The organism is Stappia sp. TSB10P1A, assembly GCF_900185725.1.
GTDB lineage: Bacteria > Pseudomonadota > Alphaproteobacteria > Rhizobiales > Stappiaceae > Stappia.
On record NZ_FYAU01000026.1, the window covers coordinates 458,289 to 477,290 of the forward strand.

Annotated in this window: 19 protein-coding genes and 1 other RNA gene; 10 read left to right on the forward strand and 10 right to left on the reverse strand. The window is 68.6% G+C overall.

Annotated elements, in window-relative coordinates:
- Positions 1 to 130: 130 nt before the first annotated feature.
- From ybgC to TSB10P1A_RS13545, 10 genes are all read right to left on the reverse strand, one after another.
- Positions 131 to 604, reverse strand: a complete 474-nt coding sequence (ybgC, locus tag TSB10P1A_RS13500; RefSeq protein ID WP_186388433.1) for a tol-pal system-associated acyl-CoA thioesterase — start codon at positions 602 to 604, stop codon at positions 131 to 133.
- Positions 591 to 1,637: a Holliday junction branch migration DNA helicase RuvB gene (gene ruvB / locus TSB10P1A_RS13505; RefSeq protein ID WP_186388434.1), complete on the reverse strand. Its 1,047-nt coding sequence runs from the start codon at positions 1,635 to 1,637 to the stop codon at positions 591 to 593. The genes ybgC and ruvB overlap by 14 nt, the downstream gene beginning before the upstream one ends.
- On the reverse strand, positions 1,634 to 2,248 hold the full coding sequence (ruvA, locus tag TSB10P1A_RS13510; RefSeq protein ID WP_186388435.1) for a Holliday junction branch migration protein RuvA: 615 nt from the start codon (positions 2,246 to 2,248) through the stop codon (positions 1,634 to 1,636). Before ruvA ends, ruvB begins: the two co-directional genes overlap by 4 nt.
- A 28-nt stretch (positions 2,249 to 2,276) precedes the next feature.
- Positions 2,277 to 2,795: a crossover junction endodeoxyribonuclease RuvC gene (ruvC, locus tag TSB10P1A_RS13515; RefSeq protein WP_186388436.1), complete on the reverse strand. Its 519-nt coding sequence runs from the start codon at positions 2,793 to 2,795 to the stop codon at positions 2,277 to 2,279.
- A gap of 151 nt (positions 2,796 to 2,946) precedes the next feature.
- Positions 2,947 to 3,696 (reverse strand): YebC/PmpR family DNA-binding transcriptional regulator, encoded by a 750-nt coding sequence (locus TSB10P1A_RS13520; RefSeq protein ID WP_186388437.1) that lies wholly within the window; start codon positions 3,694 to 3,696, stop codon positions 2,947 to 2,949.
- Between the two features lie 224 nt (positions 3,697 to 3,920).
- Entirely contained in the window at positions 3,921 to 4,748 is an 828-nt protein-coding gene (locus TSB10P1A_RS13525; protein WP_186388438.1) for a TIGR00282 family metallophosphoesterase, read from the reverse strand.
- Positions 4,745 to 5,368 carry a 5-formyltetrahydrofolate cyclo-ligase gene (locus TSB10P1A_RS13530; protein ID WP_244293103.1) on the reverse strand — a complete coding sequence of 208 codons (624 nt, stop codon included), beginning with the start codon at positions 5,366 to 5,368 and terminating at the stop codon, positions 4,745 to 4,747. The genes TSB10P1A_RS13525 and TSB10P1A_RS13530 overlap by 4 nt, the downstream gene beginning before the upstream one ends.
- 74 nt (positions 5,369 to 5,442) lie before the next feature.
- Positions 5,443 to 5,598, reverse strand: a non-coding RNA gene (gene ssrS, locus TSB10P1A_RS13535) — 6S RNA.
- 109 nt (positions 5,599 to 5,707) lie between these two features.
- On the reverse strand, positions 5,708 to 6,085 hold the full coding sequence (locus tag TSB10P1A_RS13540) for a cell division protein ZapA (RefSeq protein WP_186388439.1): 378 nt from the start codon (positions 6,083 to 6,085) through the stop codon (positions 5,708 to 5,710).
- 12 nt (positions 6,086 to 6,097) lie between these two features.
- Positions 6,098 to 6,448 carry a DUF4164 domain-containing protein gene (locus tag TSB10P1A_RS13545; protein WP_186388440.1) on the reverse strand — a complete coding sequence of 117 codons (351 nt, stop codon included), beginning with the start codon at positions 6,446 to 6,448 and terminating at the stop codon, positions 6,098 to 6,100.
- 396 nt (positions 6,449 to 6,844) lie between these two features.
- Here TSB10P1A_RS13545 and tkt point away from each other — a divergent pair, with 396 nt between their 5' ends.
- From tkt to TSB10P1A_RS13595, 10 genes are all read left to right on the forward strand, one after another.
- Positions 6,845 to 8,827 carry a transketolase gene (tkt, locus tag TSB10P1A_RS13550; RefSeq protein ID WP_186388441.1) on the forward strand — a complete coding sequence of 661 codons (1,983 nt, stop codon included), beginning with the start codon at positions 6,845 to 6,847 and terminating at the stop codon, positions 8,825 to 8,827.
- A gap of 186 nt (positions 8,828 to 9,013) precedes the next feature.
- Complete coding sequence (locus TSB10P1A_RS13555) at positions 9,014 to 10,561, forward strand: adenylate/guanylate cyclase domain-containing protein (protein ID WP_186388502.1); 1,548 nt, start codon at positions 9,014 to 9,016, stop codon at positions 10,559 to 10,561.
- A 194-nt stretch (positions 10,562 to 10,755) separates the two neighbouring features.
- Positions 10,756 to 11,763, forward strand: a complete 1,008-nt coding sequence (gene gap / locus TSB10P1A_RS13560; RefSeq protein ID WP_186388442.1) for a type I glyceraldehyde-3-phosphate dehydrogenase — start codon at positions 10,756 to 10,758, stop codon at positions 11,761 to 11,763.
- 65 nt (positions 11,764 to 11,828) lie between these two features.
- Positions 11,829 to 13,022: a phosphoglycerate kinase gene (pgk, locus tag TSB10P1A_RS13565; RefSeq protein ID WP_186388443.1), complete on the forward strand. Its 1,194-nt coding sequence runs from the start codon at positions 11,829 to 11,831 to the stop codon at positions 13,020 to 13,022.
- A gap of 109 nt (positions 13,023 to 13,131) precedes the next feature.
- Positions 13,132 to 14,163, forward strand: coding sequence for a class I fructose-bisphosphate aldolase (locus TSB10P1A_RS13570; protein WP_186388444.1), 1,032 nt, complete (start codon positions 13,132 to 13,134; stop codon positions 14,161 to 14,163).
- A gap of 122 nt (positions 14,164 to 14,285) precedes the next feature.
- Entirely contained in the window at positions 14,286 to 14,930 is a 645-nt protein-coding gene (locus TSB10P1A_RS13575) for a thiamine phosphate synthase (protein WP_186388445.1), read from the forward strand.
- Between the two features lie 206 nt (positions 14,931 to 15,136).
- Positions 15,137 to 16,138, forward strand: a complete 1,002-nt coding sequence (locus TSB10P1A_RS13580) for a tetratricopeptide repeat protein (RefSeq protein ID WP_208987092.1) — start codon at positions 15,137 to 15,139, stop codon at positions 16,136 to 16,138.
- 218 nt (positions 16,139 to 16,356) lie between these two features.
- The gene (gene efp, locus TSB10P1A_RS13585) at positions 16,357 to 16,920 is read left to right on the forward strand and encodes an elongation factor P (protein WP_186388447.1); all 564 of its coding nucleotides are present in this window, start codon (positions 16,357 to 16,359) and stop codon (positions 16,918 to 16,920) included.
- A 133-nt stretch (positions 16,921 to 17,053) separates the two neighbouring features.
- On the forward strand, positions 17,054 to 17,848 hold the full coding sequence (locus TSB10P1A_RS13590) for an inositol monophosphatase family protein (RefSeq protein WP_186388448.1): 795 nt from the start codon (positions 17,054 to 17,056) through the stop codon (positions 17,846 to 17,848).
- 104 nt (positions 17,849 to 17,952) lie between these two features.
- Entirely contained in the window at positions 17,953 to 18,954 is a 1,002-nt protein-coding gene (locus TSB10P1A_RS13595) for a flagellar motor protein MotA (RefSeq protein ID WP_186388449.1), read from the forward strand.
- The last annotated feature ends 48 nt before the right edge of the window (positions 18,955 to 19,002 follow it).

Consider the following 19,002-nt stretch of genomic DNA (forward strand, 5'->3'; position numbering starts at 1 on the left):
TTGCCCGTATCGATCGGGCCAGTCGGTTGTCCGCTGATCGACCGCCTCAATGACGAGCGATTTTGGCGAAACTGGGACTGTTTCCGCCGATAACCTGCGGCATTAAGCCAGCGTTAAGGTTACTGTCGCGTTAAGACGGCGCGATGTCGGCGGTCAGGCGGGCGGCGAGCGCCGGCGGCAGGCGGCGCGGCCGCCCTTGCGGAGAAATCACCGCAACCGTCACCAAGGCGGAAAACAGCAGAACCTCTGCGCGCCGCACTTCCTGGTTAAGGACGATGCGCGCGCCGCGCGCCTCGGTAAGGCGCGTTGCGACCTCCAGCCGGTCGTCGATGCGCGCCGGCGCGTGAAAATCGATCTCCATGTGCCGGACGGCGAAGGCCAACGGTTCGCCATGAGCGCCGGCGGCCAGCTCGTTGTGGTGGACGCCGCACAGACGCAGGAAATCCGAGCGGCCGCGCTCGGCGAATTTCAGATAGGCGGCGTGATAGACTACGCCGGTGAAATCGGTGTCCTCGTAATAGACCCGCACCGGCAGGACATGCCGCCCCTCCTCGATCCGGCCGGCAAGGTCCGGCCAGCGGCCATCCTCCTCACGTGTCGTCATCGGTGAACAGCCCGAGCTGCGGTGCGCCGCCGCCCTGCGGAACCGCCAGCCCCAGATGCTGGAAGGCGAGCGGCGTCAGGATGCGTCCGCGCGGCGTGCGCTGGATATAGCCCTGCTGGATCAGATAGGGCTCGACGATCTCCTCGATGGCATCGCGCGGCTCCGACAGGGCGGCGGCGATGGTCTCGATGCCGACCGGCCCGCCGCCGAACTTCAGCGCGATCTGGTTGAGATAGCGCCGGTCGAGCTGGTCGAGGCCGGCGCTGTCCACCTCGAGCTGGGTCAGCGCCCGGTCGGCGATGGCGGCATCCACCGTTTCCTGACCGGCAACCACCGCGAAGTCGCGCACCCGTCGCAGCAGGCGGCCGGCGATGCGCGGCGTGCCGCGCGCGCGCCGGGCGATCTCCCGCGCCCCGTCGTCGCTCATGCCGAGGCCGAGGATGCGGGCGCCGCGCCGCACGATCAGCTCCAGCTCCTCGGAGGTGTAGAACTGCAGGCGGACGGGAATGCCGAACCGGTCGCGCAGCGGTGTCGTCAGGAGGCCGAGCCGCGTCGTCGCCGCGACCAGGGTGAAGCGCGCGAGGTCGATCTTCACCGAACGCGCCGCCGGGCCCTCGCCGATGATCAGGTCGAGCTGGAAGTCCTCCATCGCCGGATAGAGCACTTCTTCGACGGCCGGGCTGAGACGGTGGATCTCGTCGATGAACAGGACGTCGCGGTCCTCCAGATTGGTCAGCAAGGCAGCAAGATCGCCGGCCTTGGCGATCACCGGGCCGGAGGTCGCGCGGAAATTGACGCCGAGCTCCCGCGCCATGATCTGGGCGAGCGTCGTCTTGCCGAGACCCGGAGGTCCGACGAAGAGCACATGGTCGAGCGCCTCGCCGCGGGCCTTGGCCGCGCCGATGAAGACCTTGAGATTGGCGCGCGCCTGCGCCTGGCCGACGAAATCGTCGAGCACCTGCGGGCGCATCGTCGTGTCGATCTCGTCGCCGCGCAGTTCCGGCGAGACGAGGCGGCCGGCGTCCTCGCTCATCTGGCAAGCTCCTTGAGGCCGAGACGGATCAGCGTGGCGGCCTCGGCGCCCTCGCCCGCGCTCTTGACGGCGGCGGCCACCGCGGCGCTCGCCTGCGCCGGCTGATAGCCGAGATTGACGAGGGCCGACACCGCATCGCCGACCGCCGTCGGCACGGCGGCGGAAGCCTGCTGCGCGGCGGCGATGGTGCCGGCATCGACGCTGGCAAAGGCCGGCGCCTTGCTCTTCAGTTCGGTGACGATGCGCTCGGCGACCCGCTTGCCGATGCCCGGCGCACGGGCGATCTGGGCCGTATCGCCCAGCGCCACCGCATTGGCGAGTTCGGACGCCTTCATCACGCCGAGCGCCGCCAGCGCCACCTTGGCGCCGACCCCCTGCACGGTCATCAGCAGTTGGAACCAGGCCTTTTCCGAGGCGCTGGAGAACCCGTAAAGGCGGATCATGTCCTCGCGCACCAGGGTCTCGATATGCAGCACCGCCGCCTCGCCGCGCCCCGGCAGGCCCTGCAGCACGCGCGCCGGCGCATAGACCAGATAGCCGACGCCGTGAACATCGAGGATCAGGTGATCGTCGCCGATCTCGTCGACCACACCCTTGAGTTTGCCGATCATGCCCGTCTCCCGGCTCCCATGGACAGAGTCATCGCGCCAGCTTCTCGGCGATACGCGCCGCCGCCGGCGTCACCCGGTGCTGGGCATGGCAGATGGCGATGGCCAGCGCGTCCGCCGCATCGTCGGAATTGAACGTCGCCTTCGGCATCAGCACCTTCACCATCATGCGGATCTGCTCCTTCTCCGCGTGGCCGGTGCCGACGACCGTCTTCTTGACGAGGTTCGGCGCGTATTCGGACACGGCGAGCCCGTTCAGCGCCGGCACGAGCAGCGCGATGCCGCGCGCCTGGCCAAGCTTCAGCGTCGCCCCGGCATCCTTGTTGACGAAGGTGAGTTCCACCGCCGCCTCGTCCGGCGCCTGCTGCCCGACGACCTCCTGCAACCCGTCATGCAACTGGCGCAGCCGGTCGGACAGCGGCAGCCGGTTGTCGGAGAGGACGGTGCCGCTCGCGGCGAAACCCATGCGGTTGCCCTCGACCACGATCACCCCCCAGCCGGTGCGCCGGAGGCCTGGATCGATGCCAAGGATGCGAATCGGGAGTGCCATGGAACAAATCGGTAACGCCATTCGCCGCCCCTGACCAGCGCGGACATGGCGCCAGCCCCGCAAACCAGCAGAAAACCGGGCGCCGTAAACGACGAAAGCCCGGCGAGAAACCCGCCGGGCTTTTGCAGGGACGCAAAGGAAGCGCGGGTGCTCAGGCCGCCGTCAGGCGGGCCAGCGTTTCCTCGTCGACGTCGAAGTTGGAGTAGACGTTCTGCACGTCGTCGTCGTCTTCCAGCAGGCCGATCAGCTTCAGCATGGTCTGGGCCTTGTCGGCATCGACCGGGGTCAGCGTCTGCGGCTTCCACACGGTCTTGACGGTCTCGGCCTCGCCGAGCGTGGCTTCCAGCGCCTTGGAGACCTCGCCGAGATCCTCGAAGGCGCAGGTGACCACGTGGCTGGTCTCGTCGGACTGCACGTCCTCGGCGCCGGCTTCGATGGCGGCCTCCAGAATCGCGTCGGCGCTGCCGGCCGCGGCCGGATAGACGATCTCGCCGATGCGATCGAACATGAAGGCGACCGAGCCGGTCTCGCCCATCGACCCGCCACATTTGGAGAAGTAGGAGCGCACATTGGAGGCCGAGCGGTTGCGATTGTCGGTCAGTATCTCGACGATCACCGCGACGCCCGCCGGGCCGTAGCCCTCGTAGCGGATCTCCTCGTAATTGTCGCCGTCACCGGCCTGCGACTTGTTGATGGCCCGCTGGATGTTGTCCTTGGGCATCGACTGCGCCCTGGCGTTCTGCACGGCCAGGCGCAGGCGCGGATTGGAGTTGATGTCCGTGCCGCCCATCTTCGCCGCGACCGTGATCTCCTTCGACAGTTTGGAGAAGATCTTCGAGCGGACCGCGTCCTGACGGCCCTTCCGGTGCATGATGTTCTTGAATTGGGAATGTCCGGCCATGTCGCTTCCTGGTCTTGTCGGGAACGCCGGCGGTCTCGGCCACGCCTTGGCGCGGCCCGGACACGGTCTCCAGGCGCGTTCCTCCCGGATTGATGTCGGGCAGGCGGGCCCGATCGGCTGCTGCCGATCCCGATCCGCCTGCAATCTCAAAAGATCGGCGCGTTATAGGCCGCAGCGGCAAGAAAATCCAGCATCGGCTGGCGATACCGGCAACGCCTTTTGCGTCATCCTGCCGTCCAGAACGCGGGCAGCGCGCGGGTCAGTCGCCCGCCCAGCCGCACCGGTTCGATGGCGGTGGCAAGGCCGCTGGCGTCGTCCACCTCGACCGCGACCCCGCACACCGTCGCCTCGCCCGTTGCCGGGGTGAAGCGCCCGGACGGGATCTTGCGCAGGAAGCGGGAGATCGGCTCGTCCTTCTCCATGCCGAGCACCGAATCGTAGTCGCCGCACATGCCGGCATCGCTCATATAGGCGGTGCCGCCCGGCAGGATCTGGTGGTCGGCGGTGGGCACATGCGTGTGCGTTCCCACCACCAGCGTTGCCCGCCCGTCGACGAAATGCGCCAGCGCCTGCTTCTCGCTGGTCGCCTCCGCATGCATGTCGATGACGATGGCATCCGCCACCTGGCCGAGCGGCGTTGCATCCAGCACCCGCTCCACCGCAACGAAAGGATCGTCGAGACTGTCCATGAACACCCGGCCCATGACATTCATCACCAGCACCCTTGCGCCGTTGCGCGCGGTGAACAGGTTGGCGCCGCGCCCCGGCGCCCCTTGCGGGAAGTTGAGCGGGCGCAGCAGGCGGTCCTGCCGCTCGATATAGACCAGCGTGTCGCGCTGGTCCCACACATGGTTGCCGGTGGTGACGACATCCGCCCCCGCATCCAGCACGTCCTGCAGGATCTCCTCGGTGATGCCGAAGCCGGCCGCCGAGTTCTCGCCATTGACGATCACGAAGTCGATGGAGTGGCGCTCGACCAGCCCCGGCAGCAGATCGGTCGCCGCCTGGCGGCCGCTGCGGCCGACGAGATCTCCCAGAAACAGCAGCCTCATGCCCGCTCGGGTCCTTCCAGTTGGATGAAGCCGCGCTCGGTCAGGATCCGGTCGAGGCGGCGGTCGTGGGGTTCCTCCGGCACGCTTTCCACGTCCTGCAGCGAAAAGGCAATACCGACGGTTGCCGGCGGCGCGCCGCGCGCGGCGGCAATGCGCGCGATCGCCCGGTCGTAATAGCCCCGGCCATAGCCGATCCGCCCGCCCCGCCGGTCGAAGGCGGCGAGCGGCACCAGCATGCAGTCGGGCACAAGGACGTCCGCATCGGCGGGCGGTTCGGCCGTGCCGAAGCCGGCGGGCACCAGCACGGTCTCGCGGGTCAGCCGGCGGAACACCAGGTCGCCGTCGACGATCGCCGGCAGGCACAGCGCGTGTCCGCGCGCGCGCAGCGCATCCATCAACGGCCGGGGGTCGATCTCGTCGCGGATCGGCCAGAAGCCGGAGACGACGGCGCCCTCCGGAAAACGCAGCGCATCAACGGCCTCGGCCAGCGCCAGGCCGCCCTCGATCCGCGCCTGGACGGGCAGGCCGGCGCGGCGCCCGAGCGCCTCCTTGCGGCGCAGGGACTTCAACGCGCGCAGGGCGCGGATCTCTTGCGGAATGTCGGTATCGGGAAAGGTCAAGCGTCGTGCTCCCCGGAGCGGCGGCCGAAAGGGCTGCCGACGCTCCGTCCAGGGCGACGGCGATAGAGGGAAATGACGTGGCCACCTCGGCCGTTGGAGGTTGCAATCCCGGGAAACCTACAGAGTAGGTGGGCGCCGTATGCCCCAGCCCACGGGCCGGAGCAGGAACAGCTCCCTAGGGATGCGTAAGGCCCCGGGGATATGTCTCCTGACGCACCGCGCAGCCACGCCAATTCCGATATAGGGTCGCTTTGCCGCGAAATACAACACACGTTTTCGCATGCCCGGTTTTCGCATGGCCGGCCGGCAGCGCGCGGAACGCCCGGCGCGCGCGGCCGGTCACGCATCCGCGGGTCGCAGCGATCGCGCCAGCCCGTCCGCCAGCGCCTCGACCTTTTCGGCCGCGTTGACGATGCGGCCGGCAAGCTCGGCTTCGTTGCGCGCCGCGCTGTCCAGCGCCACCCTTCGCGCTTCGCGCAGGCTGTCGACCTCGTCCTGCAGCGCCGCGAGCCGCCGCTCGCGCTCCACCAGTTCGTCGGTGACCATGATCCCGGCCATCACCGTCAGGCGCAGGTCGCCGATCTCGCCGAAACTACCGCGCAGGCTGTCGATGGCGCTGTCGAAGCGGCGGGCAAGCGCGGTCAGCCGCTCCTCCTCGCCGTCGTCGCAGGCCATGCGGAAGCTGCGTCCGTTGATCGTCACGATTATCTGAGCCATCGCCTCGCCGCCTCAGCCGCCATGCGTCTCGAGCACGGAGCGGATCGATTCCATCGCCGACACCAGCCGTCGCGACACCTCGCGATTGGCATCCTCCAGCCGGGCGACACGCGCCTCGGCGGTGTCCAGCGTCGCGGCCAGCGAGGACCGGTCTTCGCCCAGCCGCTGCAATTCCTCCTGCAGGCCGCTCAGCGACATGTCCGCCTCCAGCCGCCGCTGCACCGCCGCGTCCAGCCGGGCCACCGCCCGCGCCAGCCGGTCCAGCGCGGCATCGACGCTGGCGCCGGGACCTGCCGCGGACGCGACCGGCCGGGTCTCGCCCCTGCCCGTCTGCCCCCCGGAAACCCCCGACGTATCGTCCATTCCAACCCCTTGTGGATTCGCGGCCAGCACCGCGCCGCCCGCAGGCGCAATACCCGCATCCGTCCCCTGCCGCTATACCATTCCTTGCCGCCCGATGCGAGATGGGGGGCAAGGCCGTGCGACAGGCCTTGCGGCGATCCGTTTTGTTGACTCGCCCAAGGTTCCTGATATTTGTCGAGCCGCCTCGGCGGGCTCCGGTGAAAACCGGTTGCAACCGCCGGAAAACCGATATCGCCGGCGGCCCGGACACGACCCGCGCCGACCCGTCCCGACCGGGCGCAGCGCCTCCCCGACGCGCCCTGGGACAGGCCGGAGGCGTACAACCGGGACCCGTGCGGTGCCCGCATCACGGACGAGTAGCCCGCGTGGGCCACCGACAGGGACGAACGGAATCAGATGACCGATCTCGTAAAGCACAATCGCATGGCCAATGCGATCCGTTTCCTCGCAGCAGATGCCGTGGAAGCGGCCAAGTCCGGCCATCCCGGCCTGCCGATGGGCGCGGCCGACATCGCGACCGTGCTGTTCACCCAGGTGATGCACTACGACCCGACCCGCCCGGACTGGCCGGACCGCGACCGCTTCGTGCTGTCGGCCGGCCATGGCTCGATGCTGCTCTATGCGGTCCACTACCTGCTCGGCTCCGAGGACTTCACCCTCGACCAGCTCAAGAAGTTCCGCCAGATCGGCGCGCTGACCGCCGGTCACCCCGAATACGGCCACGGTGCCGGCATCGAGACCACCACCGGCCCGCTCGGCCAGGGCCTTGCCAATGCCGTCGGCATGGCAATCTCCGAACGCCATCTGCGCGAGACCTTCGGCGCCGACCTTACCGACCACTACACCTATGTGCTGGCCGGTGACGGCTGTCTGATGGAGGGCATCAGCCAGGAGGCGATCTCGCTCGCCGGTCACCTGAAGCTCAATCGCCTGATCGTCATATGGGACGACAACGGCATCTCCATCGATGGCAAGGTGTCGCTCACCGACAGCACCAACCAGCTCGAGCGCTTCGAGGCCAGCGGCTGGAAGACCGTCGCCATCGACGGCCACGATCCGGTGGCGATCGCCGCCGCGCTGACCGAGGCGCGCAACAGCGACCGCCCGACCCTGATCGCCGCCAAGACCGTCATCGGCTTCGGCGCACCGAACAAGGCCGGCTCGGAAAAGGTGCACGGCTCGCCGCTCGGCGCCGAGGAACTGGCCGCGACCCGCAAGGCGCTCGGCTGGGCGCATGAGGCCTTCGAGGTGCCCAGCGACATTCTCGACGCCTGGCGCATCGCCGGCCTGCGCTCCGGCCAGGCCCGCAAGGAGTGGGAAAAGCGCCTTGCCGTCGCCGACACCGAGCGCCGCTCGGAGTTCGAGCGTCGCCTGCGCGGCGACCTGCCCGCCGGCTTCGGCGAGGCGATGGCGAAGCTCAAGAAGCAGATCGCCCAGGACAAGCCGACCATGGCGACCCGCAAGGCCTCCGAATATGTGCTCGGCACGATCACCAAGGTGGTGCCGGAGACGATCGGCGGCTCGGCCGACCTGACCGGCTCCAACAACACCCGGACCGCCGACACCGCCCCGATCACGCCGGACGACTTCACCGGCCGCTACCTGCACTGGGGCATCCGCGAGCACGGCATGGCCGCGGCGATGAACGGCATGGCGCTGCATGGCGGCACCATCCCCTATTCCGGCACCTTCCTGGTGTTCTCCGACTATGCCCGTCCGGCCATCCGCCTGGCGGCGCTGATGCGCCAGCGGGTCATCCATGTGATGACCCATGACAGCATCGGTCTCGGCGAGGACGGCCCGACCCACCAGCCGGTCGAGCATTACGCCGCGCTGCGGGCGATCCCCAATCTCGACTTCTACCGCCCCGCCGACGTCACCGAGACGCTGGAATGCTGGCAGTTGGCGCTGGAAACCAGCGAGACGCCGAGCGTTCTCGCCCTGACGCGCCAGAACCTGCCGGCGGTGCGCACCAGCTTCGAGGCCGAGAACCTGTCCGCCCGCGGTGCCTATGTCCTCGCCGACAGCGACGAGGCGCCCGAAGTCACGATCTTCGCCTCCGGCTCGGAGATCGAGATCGCGCTGCAGGCCCGCGAGACGCTGGAGGCCGCCGGCACCGCGACCCGCGTCGTCTCCGTGCCCTGCATGGAGCGGTTCGAGCGCCAGTCGGCCGACTACCGCTCCGACATCGCCGGCGGGGCGAAGGTCAAGGTCGCCATCGAGGCCGGCATCCGCATGGGCTGGGACGCCATCATCGGCGCCGACGGCATCTTCGTCGGCATGACCGGCTTCGGCGCGAGCGGCCCCTATCAGGAGCTCTACCGCCACTTCGGCATCACCGCCGAGGCGGTGGTCGCCGCCGTCAACGCCCGCCTGTAAGCGGCGGTTCCGGCACCAACCTGACGGGCGGCGCAGCGCCGCCGCCCTCTCCTGCCCGTTGCGCTGACGCAGCGATCGGCTGTAAGACCTGTCGATCATCGGGAGATCGCCGACGTGTCGCCCACCCCCGGGGAACGCCGTTCCACTCACGCCCTCTGGCGCTCGATTGCCGAGCGTCCCTGGATCATGGCGCTTGCCATCGCCATGGCGCTCGCGCTGCTGCCGGTCGCCGTCTGGCTGGATCTCCGGAACCTTTCCGACGCCGGCCTGGCGACCCAGGCGCGCACCCTCAACGCCATGGTGTCGGAGATCCGCGCCTATTACGGCTCCAACGTGGTCGGCCGTGTCCAGGCCCATACCGGCGATTCCGTCGCCGTTCACAATTACGAGGACGTGCCGGGAGCGATCCCGATCCCGGCGACCCTGTCGCTGGAACTGGGCGGGGTGATCGCCGGCCGTGGCGGCGGCGATGTCGAGTACCGCTTCGTCTCCGATCTGCCCTTCGCCAACCGGGCGTCCCACAAGCTCGACGCTTTCGAGGCCGGCGCGCTGGCGAGTTTCCGCCAGAGCCGTTCGGCCGATGCGGTCGCCACCGATTTCTCCGGCTCGCTGTTCGAACGGCAGATCCGCATGGCCGTTCCGGTGGTTCTGGGCCAGGCTTGCGTCTCCTGCCACAACACCCATCCCGAAAGCCCGAGGCACGACTGGCAGGTCGGCGACGTGCGCGGCATCCAGGCCATCACCGTACACCAGCCGATCGCCAGGAACCTGTTCTCCTTCAAGTATCTGTTCCTCTACTTCGCCGGAGCGAGCGCCTTCGGCGTCGCCTTCGCAGGATTGCAATGGCGGCAGGCCAACGATTTCCGCCGGATGAACGCGGAGCTTGAGGAGGCGAACGGCTTCCTCGCCTCCATCTCGATGAAGATCTCGAAATACCTCTCGCCGCAGATCTACAAGTCGATCTTCTCCGGCGAGAAGGACGTGGTGATCTCCACCGAGCGCAAAAAGCTGACGATCTTCTTCTCCGACATCAAGGACTTCACGGAGACGGCCGAGCACCTGCAGCCCGAGGAGCTGACCAGCCTGCTCAACGAGTATTTCACGGAAATGTCCGCCATCGCCCAGGCGCATGGCGCCACCGTCGACAAGTTCATCGGCGATGCGATCCTCGCCTTCTTCGGCGATCCGGAGACGCGCGGCGCGCGCGAGGATGCCAATGCCTGCCTCGACATGGCGATCGCGATGCAGAAGCGCATGGCGGAACTGAACGCGCTCTGGCGCCGGCGCGGGATCGAAAAGCCGTTCGAGGTCCGCATGGGCATCAACACCGGCTATTGCAATGTCGGCAATTTCGGCTCCTCCGACCGCATGGACTACACGATCATCGGCGCGGAGGCGAACCTGGCCGCCCGCCTGCAGGGGATCGCCCAGCCCGGCGGCATCGTCATCTCCTACGAGACCTGGGCGCATGTGCAGGACCGGGTGCGCGTGCGCCGGCTGGAACCGATCACGCTGAAGGGCATTCCCGGAGAGATCGTGCCCTATGCCGTCGAGGGGCTGCGCGAGGCGGACGCAGCCCATCCGCAGACCATCAGCGAGGAGGACGAGGGCCTCGTTCTCCATCTCGACCTTGCGAAACTCGACGCCGAAGCCCGGCGCAAGGCCGAGGCCGTGCTGGAAAAGGCCCTCGGCGCGGTGCGGATGCGGGAGACGGCAGCAAACGACAAGGCCTGAGACATGCGCGCGCATCGGCCAGATATGTTGCTTGAACCCGTTGCATCCGTGACGAGGCTTCGGTAACCAGCCATCGGGCGCCGTGAAACGGCGCTCCAAAGACGACAGGAGCCGGACAACACGGTATTGGATCGCCCGGCTCGGCCAGATCAATCGCCCAAGGAACGCGGTTCGCCGCCACAGGAGAGACACGCATGACCGTGAAGGTTGCCATCAACGGGTTTGGTCGCATCGGACGCAACGTGCTGCGCGCCATCGTGGAGTCGGGCCGCACCGACATCCAAGTCGTAGCGATCAACGATCTCGGCCCGGTCGAGACCAACGCCCACCTGCTGCGCTATGACTCCGTCCATGGTCGCTTCCCGGCGACGGTGACCGTCGACGGCGACACGATCGACGTCGGCACCGGCCCGATCAAGGTCACTGCGGTGCGCGACCCCAAGGACCTGCCCTGGGGCGATCTCGGCGTCGACATCGCCATGGAGTGCACCGGCATCTTCACCGACCGCGCCAAGGCCGCCCTGCACCTGGAGAACGGCTCCAAGCGCGTGCTGGTCTCCGCCCCGGCCAACGGTGCCGACCTGACGGTCGTCTACGGCGTCAACCACGACAAGCTCTCCAGCGAGCACAAGGTCGTCTCCAACGCCTCCTGCACCACCAACTGCCTGGCGCCGGTCGCCAAGGTCCTCAACGACGCCTTCGGCATCGAGAAGGGCTTCATGACCACGGTGCACGCCTATACCGGCGACCAGCCGACCCTCGACACCATGCACAAGGATCTCTATCGCGCCCGCGCCGCGGCGATGTCGATGATCCCGACCTCGACCGGCGCCGCCAAGGCCGTCGGCCTGGTGCTGCCGGAGCTGAACGGCAAGCTGGACGGCGTCTCGATCCGCGTCCCGACGCCGAACGTCTCGGTCGTCGACTTCAAGTTCGTGCCCAAGCGCAAGGTCACCGTGGCCGAGGTCAACGCCGCGCTGGTGGCGGCCGCCGACGGCGCGCTCAAGGGCATCCTCGCCTATACCGACGAGCCGCTGGTCTCCATCGACCTCAACCACAACGGCGCCTCGTCGACCTTCGCGCTCGACCAGACCAAGGTGATCGATGGCGACCTCGTCCGCGTGATGTCCTGGTACGACAACGAGTGGGGCTTCTCCAACCGCATGTCGGACACCGCGGTGGCCTTCGCGAAGACCATCTGACTTGGCAGGCACGGCCGGCGCCCCTCGCGCCGGCCGTTGCGCATGAGACATCCAGGCGAGCGACCATGACCTTCAAGACCCTTGACGATCTCGGCAACCTGTCCGGCCGTCGCGCGCTGGTGCGCGTCGACCTGAACGTGCCGATGGACGGCAGCCGGGTGACCGACACCACCCGCATCGACCGGGTTCTGCCGACCATCCGCGAACTCGCCGACAAGGGTGCGCGGGTGGTGCTGCTCGCCCATTTCGGCCGCCCCAAGGGCGCCGTGGTGCCGCAGATGAGCCTTGCGCCCGTCGCCGCCGCCCTCTCCGAGCGTCTCGGCCGGCCGGTCGCCTTTGCCGCGGACTGCATCGGCGCTGCCGCCGCCTCCGTCATTGACGGGCTGAAGGACGGCGATGTCGCGCTGCTGGAGAACACCCGCTTCCACGCCGGCGAGGAAAAGAACGACGGTGCCTTTGCCGATGCGCTCGCCGCGCTCGGCGACATCTATGTCAACGACGCCTTCTCCGCCGCCCACCGCGCCCATGCCTCCACAGAAGGCCTCGCCCGCCGCCTGCCGGCCTATGCCGGCCGCACCATGCAGGCGGAGCTGGAGGCGCTCGCCTCGGCCCTGACCACGCCGGTGCGCCCGGTGCTCGCCGTCGTCGGCGGCGCCAAGGTCTCCTCCAAGATCGACCTGCTCGAGAACCTGGTGAAGAAGGTCGACCTGCTGGTGATCGGCGGCGGCATGGCCAACACCTTCCTTGCCGCGCAAGGCAAGGCGGTCGGCAAGTCGCTGTGCGAGCACGACCTTGCCGACACCGCGCGGCGGATCATGGATGCGGCCGCAGCCGCCGGCTGCGAGATCGTGCTGCCGGTCGATGCGGTCGTTGCCCGCGAGTTCAAGGCGGGAGCGGCCAGCGAGACCGTTGCCGTCGACGCGGTGCCGGAAGATGCGATGATCCTCGACGTCGGCCCGGCCTCGGTCGCCAACGTCGCGGCGAAGATCGACGCCGCCGCCACCCTGGTGTGGAATGGCCCGCTCGGCGCCTTCGAGATCGAGCCCTTCGACATCGCCACGGTGGCCGCCGCCCGCCATGCCGCCGGGCGCAGCCGCGATGGGTCGCTGACCAGCGTCGCCGGCGGCGGCGACACGGTCGCCGCGCTCAACCATGCCGGCGTCGCCGACGATTTCACCTATGTCTCGACCGCCGGCGGCGCCTTCCTCGAATGGCTCGAGGGCAAGGTTCTGCCGGGCGTCGTCGCGCTCGAGAATTAAGCCTTTCGGCGAAACAGCTTGCGCCGCGCCTGCAAAAGCGCGGCGCTTTTGATAGAACGCCGCCAACGCAGAGCGGCAACGCTTGCACGCAAGAAGAGGGTCTCATCGGATGAGTGAACGTCTCGAGGATATCGCACAGGCCATGGTGGCCACCGGTCAGGGCATCCTTGCCGCCGACGAAAGCACCGGCACGATCAAGAAGCGCTTCGACCAGATCGGCACCGAGAACACCGAGGACAACCGCCGCGCCTATCGCGAGATGCTGTTCTCCAGCGCCGAGGCGATGAACGACTGCATTTCCGGCGTCATCCTGTTCGACGAGACGCTGCGCCAGAAGGCGGCCGACGGCACGCCCTTCGTCGAGATGATCCGCAAGGCCGGCGCCGTTCCGGGCATCAAGGTCGACAAGGGCGCCAAGCCGCTTGCCGGCTTCCCCGGCGAGACCGTCACCGAAGGCCTCGACGGGCTGCGCGAGCGTCTTGCCGAGTATTACGAACTCGGCGCCCGCTTCGCCAAGTGGCGCGCGGTGATCGACATCAACGAGGAGGACGGCCTGCCGTCCAGCACCTGCATCCAGACCAACGCCCATGCGCTCGCCCGCTATGCCGCGCTGTGCCAGGAAGCCGGCATCGTGCCGATCGTCGAGCCGGAAGTGCTGATGGACGGCCCCTCGGCGGCCCACGACATCGAGACCTGCTACGAGGTCACCGAGTGGACGCTGAACACCGTGTTCGCCGAGCTGTTCCAGATGGACATCCTGCTCGAGGGCATCATCCTCAAGCCGAACATGATCGTGCCGGGCAAGAACGCCCCGATCCAGGCCACGGCCGAGGAAGTCGCCGAGCTCACCCTGCGCTGCCTCAAGGCCACGGTGCCGGCGGCCGTGCCGGGCATCGCCTTCCTGTCCGGCGGCCAGTCCGACATCGAGGCGACCGAGCACCTGCATCTGATGAACGCCGCCGGCCCGCTTCCCTGGAAGCTGACCTTCTCCTATGGCCGCGCTTTGCAGCAGGCCGCACTCAAGGCCTGGGGCGGCAAGCCGGAGAACGTTCCGGCCGGCCAGGCCGCGTTCCTGCACCGCGCCCGCATGAACGGGCTCGCCGCCAAGGGCGAATGGGCCAAGGCGCTCGAGACCGCCTGACCGGACACCGATCCGACCGGCAAGCTTGACGAGAGGGGCGGTTTCGCCCCTCTTTTGCCGTGATCGCCCCTCATTCCGGGACGGGTTCCGATTGCCCGGCCCACGAAGCGGAAGGATGCGCCGTGCACCCGCGCCTCTACCTGATTACGCCCGCAAGTTTCGAGCTCGACGGGTTCTGCAAGGACCTCGCCTCCGCCCTTGCCGGCGGCGACGTGGCCTGCCTGCTGATCACCGACGGCGGCTGGGGCGAGGCCGGCTTCCAGAAGATCGCCGAGACCATCGTGCCGATCGCCCAGGCGGCGGGCACCGCCGTGCTGGTGCAGAACGATTCGCGCGCCGCCGGCCGCAGCCGCGCCGACGGCATCCATGTCGACACCTCCGACGAGGACCTGAAGCGCGCGCTGGAGACGTTCCAGCCCCGCGGCATCGTCGGCGCGGGCGACATCCGCACCCGCCATGACGCGATGACCCTCGCCGAACTCGGCGTCGACTACGTGATGTTCGGCCTGCTGGCGCGCGAGGAGGACGTCGAGCCGCACGCCAAGACGCTGCAGTTCTCGTCCTGGTGGGCGGAAATGTTCGAGACGCCCTGCGTCGCCCTGTGCGGCAGCGACCTCGCCGGCGTCGAGACCTGTGCCGCCACCGGCGCCGATTTCGTCGCCCTGCGCGGCGCCGTGTGGAACCATCCGGACGGTCCCGAGGCGGCGGTGCGCGCGGCCAACGAGGTGCTGTCCCGCTTCGAACTGACGGAGGCGGATGGCGGATGAGCGCGCGCGGAGGGTGGCAGGCAGGCATGCTGGCAGTGCTGCTGTCCATCTGGACGGCGGCGCCTCCCGCCCTTGCTGAGGACACCCCCGCAGAAGCAGCCCCCGAAGCTGCCCCCGAAACATCAGCCGAAACGCCGGCCGAACCACCTGCTGAGGCGGACGCCGCGACCGCCGCGCCGGCGCCGGATCTTCCCGGGGCCGGCAGGATGCCCACGCCCGAGGAGATCGCCGAGCGGCTCTCCTCCGTGCTGCAGCGCCCGGTCAGCCCGGATGCGGACAGCCCCCTTCTCGTGCCGCCCACCAGCGTCGCCCCGCCGCTGCCCCTCCAGGTCGAGGACGAGGTCCGCGACTACGCCTATGGCGCCTTCCAGCGCGGCTGGTATCTGACCGCCCTGGCGCGGGCGACACCGCGTGCCGAGGCCGGGGATGCCGCCGCGCAGACCCTGCTCGGCGTGCTCTACGAAACCGGGCGCGGCCTGCCGCAGGACGCGGAACTGGCGGCAAGCTGGTACCAGCTCGCCGCCAACAATGGCGACACCCGCGCCGCCCTGCGCTACGGCCTGATGCTGCTCAACGGCCTCGGCGTCGCGCAGGACAAGGTGAAGGCCGGCGACATGTTCGAGATCGCCGCCAATGCCGGCATTCCGGAGGCGATCTACAATCTCGCCGGCCTCTATCGCACCGGCGAGGGACGGCCGCTCGATCCCGACCGGGCGCTGGAGCTGCTGGAAAAGGCCGCCGATCTCGATGATGTCGACGCCCGCTTCCAGCTCGCCCAGTTCTATCTCGACGGCCCCGCCGACATCCGCAGCGAGACCCGCGCCGCCTTCTGGATGGGGCGCGCCGCGCGCCAGGGCCATGTCGGGGCGCAGGTGCGCTACGCCATCCTGCGCTTCAACGGCCGCGGCGTCGATCCGGACGAGACGGAGGCGGCCGACTGGTTCGAGCGCGCCGCCAGCGCCGGCAACCCGGTGGCGATGAACCGGCTGGCGCGGATCTATGCCTTCGGCCGCGGCCGCGAGATCGACCTGGAGAAGGCGGCCGGCTGGCACATGGCCGCCCGCGCGCTCGGCATCTCGGATCTGGAGATGGACGGCGTGCTCGCCTCGATCGACCTGGAGACGCTGGCCAAGGCGACCGCCTTCGCCGAAAGCTATGCGGCGGCGGCCGACCTGACCGTCGAGGACAGCCCCGACCTCACGCCCTGAGCCGGCAAAACCGCCTTTTTGCTTGATTGGCAACCGGAAGTGTGGTGGACAGGCCGCGCACCAGACATTGTGCCCGGCCGACGCAACGGCGCCCATGCCAGGGGCCCGCCCGGACGGGCCCGGCGGCCCAGGCGGCGCCGGAGACGCCTGCGGCAGGGGCAGCGGATTGCCCCCGCGGAGCGAACCGCCGCAGGACAGTTGGAAACGGAAGAAGACACATGAAGATCAACGGGAACGAGATCAAGCCGGGCAACGTGCTGCAGCACCAGGAGACGCTCTGGGCGGTCGTCAAGGTCGAGCACGTCAAGCCGGGCAAGGGCGGCGCCTTCGCCCAGGTCGAGATGAAGAACCTCATCGACGGCCGCAAGCTCAACGAGCGCTTCCGCTCCGCCGACAAGGTCGAGCGCGTGCGCCTCGAGCAGAAGGACTTCCAGTATCTCTATCCCCAGGAAGACATGCTGGTCTTCATGAACACCGAGACCTACGAGCAGATCGAGCTGCAGGCCGATTTCGTCGGCGAGCGTGCCGCCTTCCTGCAGGACGGCATGATGGTGACGCTGGAGATGCACGAGGATCGTCCGATCGGCATCACCCTGCCCCAGTATGTCACGCTGGAGATCACCGAGGCCGATGCCGTGGTCAAGGGCCAGACCCAGTCCTCGTCCTACAAGCCGGCCATGCTGGAGAACGGCGTGCGCGTCATGGTGCCGCCCTTCATCACCGCCGGCGAGAGGATCATCGTCGACACCGAACTGGTCGAATACGTCCGCCGCGCCGACTGAGGCACCCGCACGGGCCGGCGGCCGCATCCGTCGCCGTCCCGCCCCCTCTTGCGCGGCCGGACCCATCGCCGATCCCGCGCCAATTCCGCGCCAATTCCGCGCCAATTCCGGCAGGAAGCTTCCAGGAACCGTCATGTCCCGCTCCGCCATCCTGAATGTCATGGTCCAGGCCGCGCTGAAGGCCGGCCGCAGCCTCGCCCGCGATTTCGGCGAGGTCGAGAACCTGCAGGTCTCGCGCAAGGGGCCGAGCGACTTCGTGTCGGCCGCCGACATCGCCGCCGAGAAGATCGTGCGCGCCGAGTTGCAGAAGGCGCGTCCCGGCTACGGCTTCCTGATGGAGGAGTCCGGCACCATCGAGGGCGAGGATCCGCAGCACCGCTGGATCGTCGACCCGCTCGACGGCACCACCAACTTCCTGCACGGCATCCCGATGTTCAACGTCTCGATCGCGCTGGAGCGCGACGGGGTGATCGTCGCCGGCGTCATCTACAATCCGGCGATGGACGAGCTCTTCACCGCCGAGCGCGGCCGCGGCGCCTTCCTCAACGACCGGCGGCTGCGCGTCGCCGCGCGCAAGTCCCTGCCGGACTGCGTCATCGCCACCGGCATCCCCTTCCTCGGCGTCGGCGACCATGCCCGCACGCTCAAGGAGCTGCGCCATGTCATGGGCGAGGTTGCCGGCATCCGCCGTTGCGGCGCCGCCGCTCTCGACCTTGCCTGGACCGCTGCCGGCCGTTTCGACGGGTTCTGGGAGCACGGCCTGTCGCCCTGGGACATGGCGGCCGGCCTGCTGCTGGTGCGCGAGGCGGGCGGCTACGTCACCGACATCGACGGCGGCGAAAAGATGTTCGAGACCCGCTCCATCGTTGCCGGCAATGAGCAGGTCCAGTTGCAGCTCCGCCAGTTGCTCAAGGCCGCGCGGAGCTGAGGCTCGCCCCCGCGGCGGGGCGGGCGGGCGACATTACGGCTTTCCAGTCCGGTGAAAATCACGCTATCAAGGGCTTGTCCTCAATAGGGAGAAGACAAGCCGTCATGGCGCGTGCCTATGATTCGTACAGCCTGTCCAGTCCCTGGGTCTATCTGATCCGGATGATCATCTTCCTGGCGGTGGTCGCGTTCATCGCGCTCATCCTCTATCGCCAGATCGCCTCCGCCTTCATGAGCAATCCCGGTCTCAACGGGCTGATCATCGGCACCGGCGTCGTCGGCATCCTGCTCGCCATCCGCCAGGTCATCCGCCTGATGCCGGAGGTGAACTGGGTCAACGGCTTCCGCCTCGGCGATCCCGGCATCGAGGTCCGCCGCCCGCCGGTGCTGCTGGCGCCGATGGCGACGCTGCTCGGCAACCGCGCCGGCGACACGATCCTGTCCCCGGCCACCACCCGCTCGATCCTCGATTCCATCGGCATGCGTCTCGACGAGGCGCGCGAGATGGCGCGCTACCTCACCGGCCTGCTGGTGTTTCTCGGCCTGCTCGGCACGTTCTGGGGCCTGCTGCAGACCGTCGGCTCGGTCAACGTGACGATCCAGAGCCTCGATGTCGGCTCCGCCGATGCCAATGTCATCTTCGAGGACCTCAAGGCCGGCCTCGAGGCGCCGCTGGCCGGCATGGGCACCGCCTTCTCGTCCTCGCTGTTCGGCCTCACCGGCTCGCTGGTCCTCGGCTTCCTCGACCTGCAGGCCAGCCAGGCGCAGAACCGCTTTTACAACGAACTGGAAGACTGGCTGACCACCCTCACCGACATCGATCCGGACGAGGCCGGCAGCGCCGGCTCCGGCCTGGTCGAACTGCGCTTCGCCATCGACAACCTGCGCAAGACCGTTGCCGAGGGCGGCGGCGGAGCCGGGCGCAACGCGGCGGTGGCCATGGCCAACCTCGCCGAGGGCATCCAGGGCCTCGTCCAGCATGTGCGCAGCGAGCAGCAGATGATGCGCGACTGGGCCGACGAGCAGTCCGAGCAGCAGAAGCGGATCGAGCACCTGCTCAAGACCATGGCGGCGGCGTTCGAGCGGATCAAGGACGAGCCGAAATGACCCGTCCCGCAGGGCTTCCGATTGGCGGGCGCACTGCGACCGGTTCGG

Excerpts from the sequence above, each read along its gene's own strand:
- ybgC (WP_186388433.1), bottom strand. The coding sequence starts at position 604 with ATGACGACACGTGAGGAGGATGGCCGCTGGCCGGACCTTGCCGGCCGG.
- ruvB (WP_186388434.1), bottom strand. The coding sequence starts at position 1,637 with ATGAGCGAGGACGCCGGCCGCCTCGTCTCGCCGGAACTGCGCGGCGAC.
- ruvA (WP_186388435.1), bottom strand. The coding sequence starts at position 2,248 with ATGATCGGCAAACTCAAGGGTGTGGTCGACGAGATCGGCGACGATCAC.
- ruvC (WP_186388436.1), bottom strand. The coding sequence starts at position 2,795 with ATGGCACTCCCGATTCGCATCCTTGGCATCGATCCAGGCCTCCGGCGC.
- TSB10P1A_RS13520 (WP_186388437.1), bottom strand. The coding sequence starts at position 3,696 with ATGGCCGGACATTCCCAATTCAAGAACATCATGCACCGGAAGGGCCGT.
- TSB10P1A_RS13525 (WP_186388438.1), bottom strand. The coding sequence starts at position 4,748 with ATGAGGCTGCTGTTTCTGGGAGATCTCGTCGGCCGCAGCGGCCGCCAG.
- TSB10P1A_RS13540 (WP_186388439.1), bottom strand. The coding sequence starts at position 6,085 with ATGGCTCAGATAATCGTGACGATCAACGGACGCAGCTTCCGCATGGCC.
- TSB10P1A_RS13545 (WP_186388440.1), bottom strand. The coding sequence starts at position 6,448 with ATGGACGATACGTCGGGGGTTTCCGGGGGGCAGACGGGCAGGGGCGAG.
- tkt (WP_186388441.1), top strand. The coding sequence starts at position 6,845 with ATGACCGATCTCGTAAAGCACAATCGCATGGCCAATGCGATCCGTTTC.
- TSB10P1A_RS13555 (WP_186388502.1), top strand. The coding sequence starts at position 9,014 with ATGGCGCTTGCCATCGCCATGGCGCTCGCGCTGCTGCCGGTCGCCGTC.
- gap (WP_186388442.1), top strand. The coding sequence starts at position 10,756 with ATGACCGTGAAGGTTGCCATCAACGGGTTTGGTCGCATCGGACGCAAC.
- pgk (WP_186388443.1), top strand. The coding sequence starts at position 11,829 with ATGACCTTCAAGACCCTTGACGATCTCGGCAACCTGTCCGGCCGTCGC.
- TSB10P1A_RS13570 (WP_186388444.1), top strand. The coding sequence starts at position 13,132 with ATGAGTGAACGTCTCGAGGATATCGCACAGGCCATGGTGGCCACCGGT.
- TSB10P1A_RS13580 (WP_208987092.1), top strand. The coding sequence starts at position 15,137 with ATGCCCACGCCCGAGGAGATCGCCGAGCGGCTCTCCTCCGTGCTGCAG.
- efp (WP_186388447.1), top strand. The coding sequence starts at position 16,357 with ATGAAGATCAACGGGAACGAGATCAAGCCGGGCAACGTGCTGCAGCAC.
- TSB10P1A_RS13590 (WP_186388448.1), top strand. The coding sequence starts at position 17,054 with ATGTCCCGCTCCGCCATCCTGAATGTCATGGTCCAGGCCGCGCTGAAG.
- TSB10P1A_RS13595 (WP_186388449.1), top strand. The coding sequence starts at position 17,953 with ATGGCGCGTGCCTATGATTCGTACAGCCTGTCCAGTCCCTGGGTCTAT.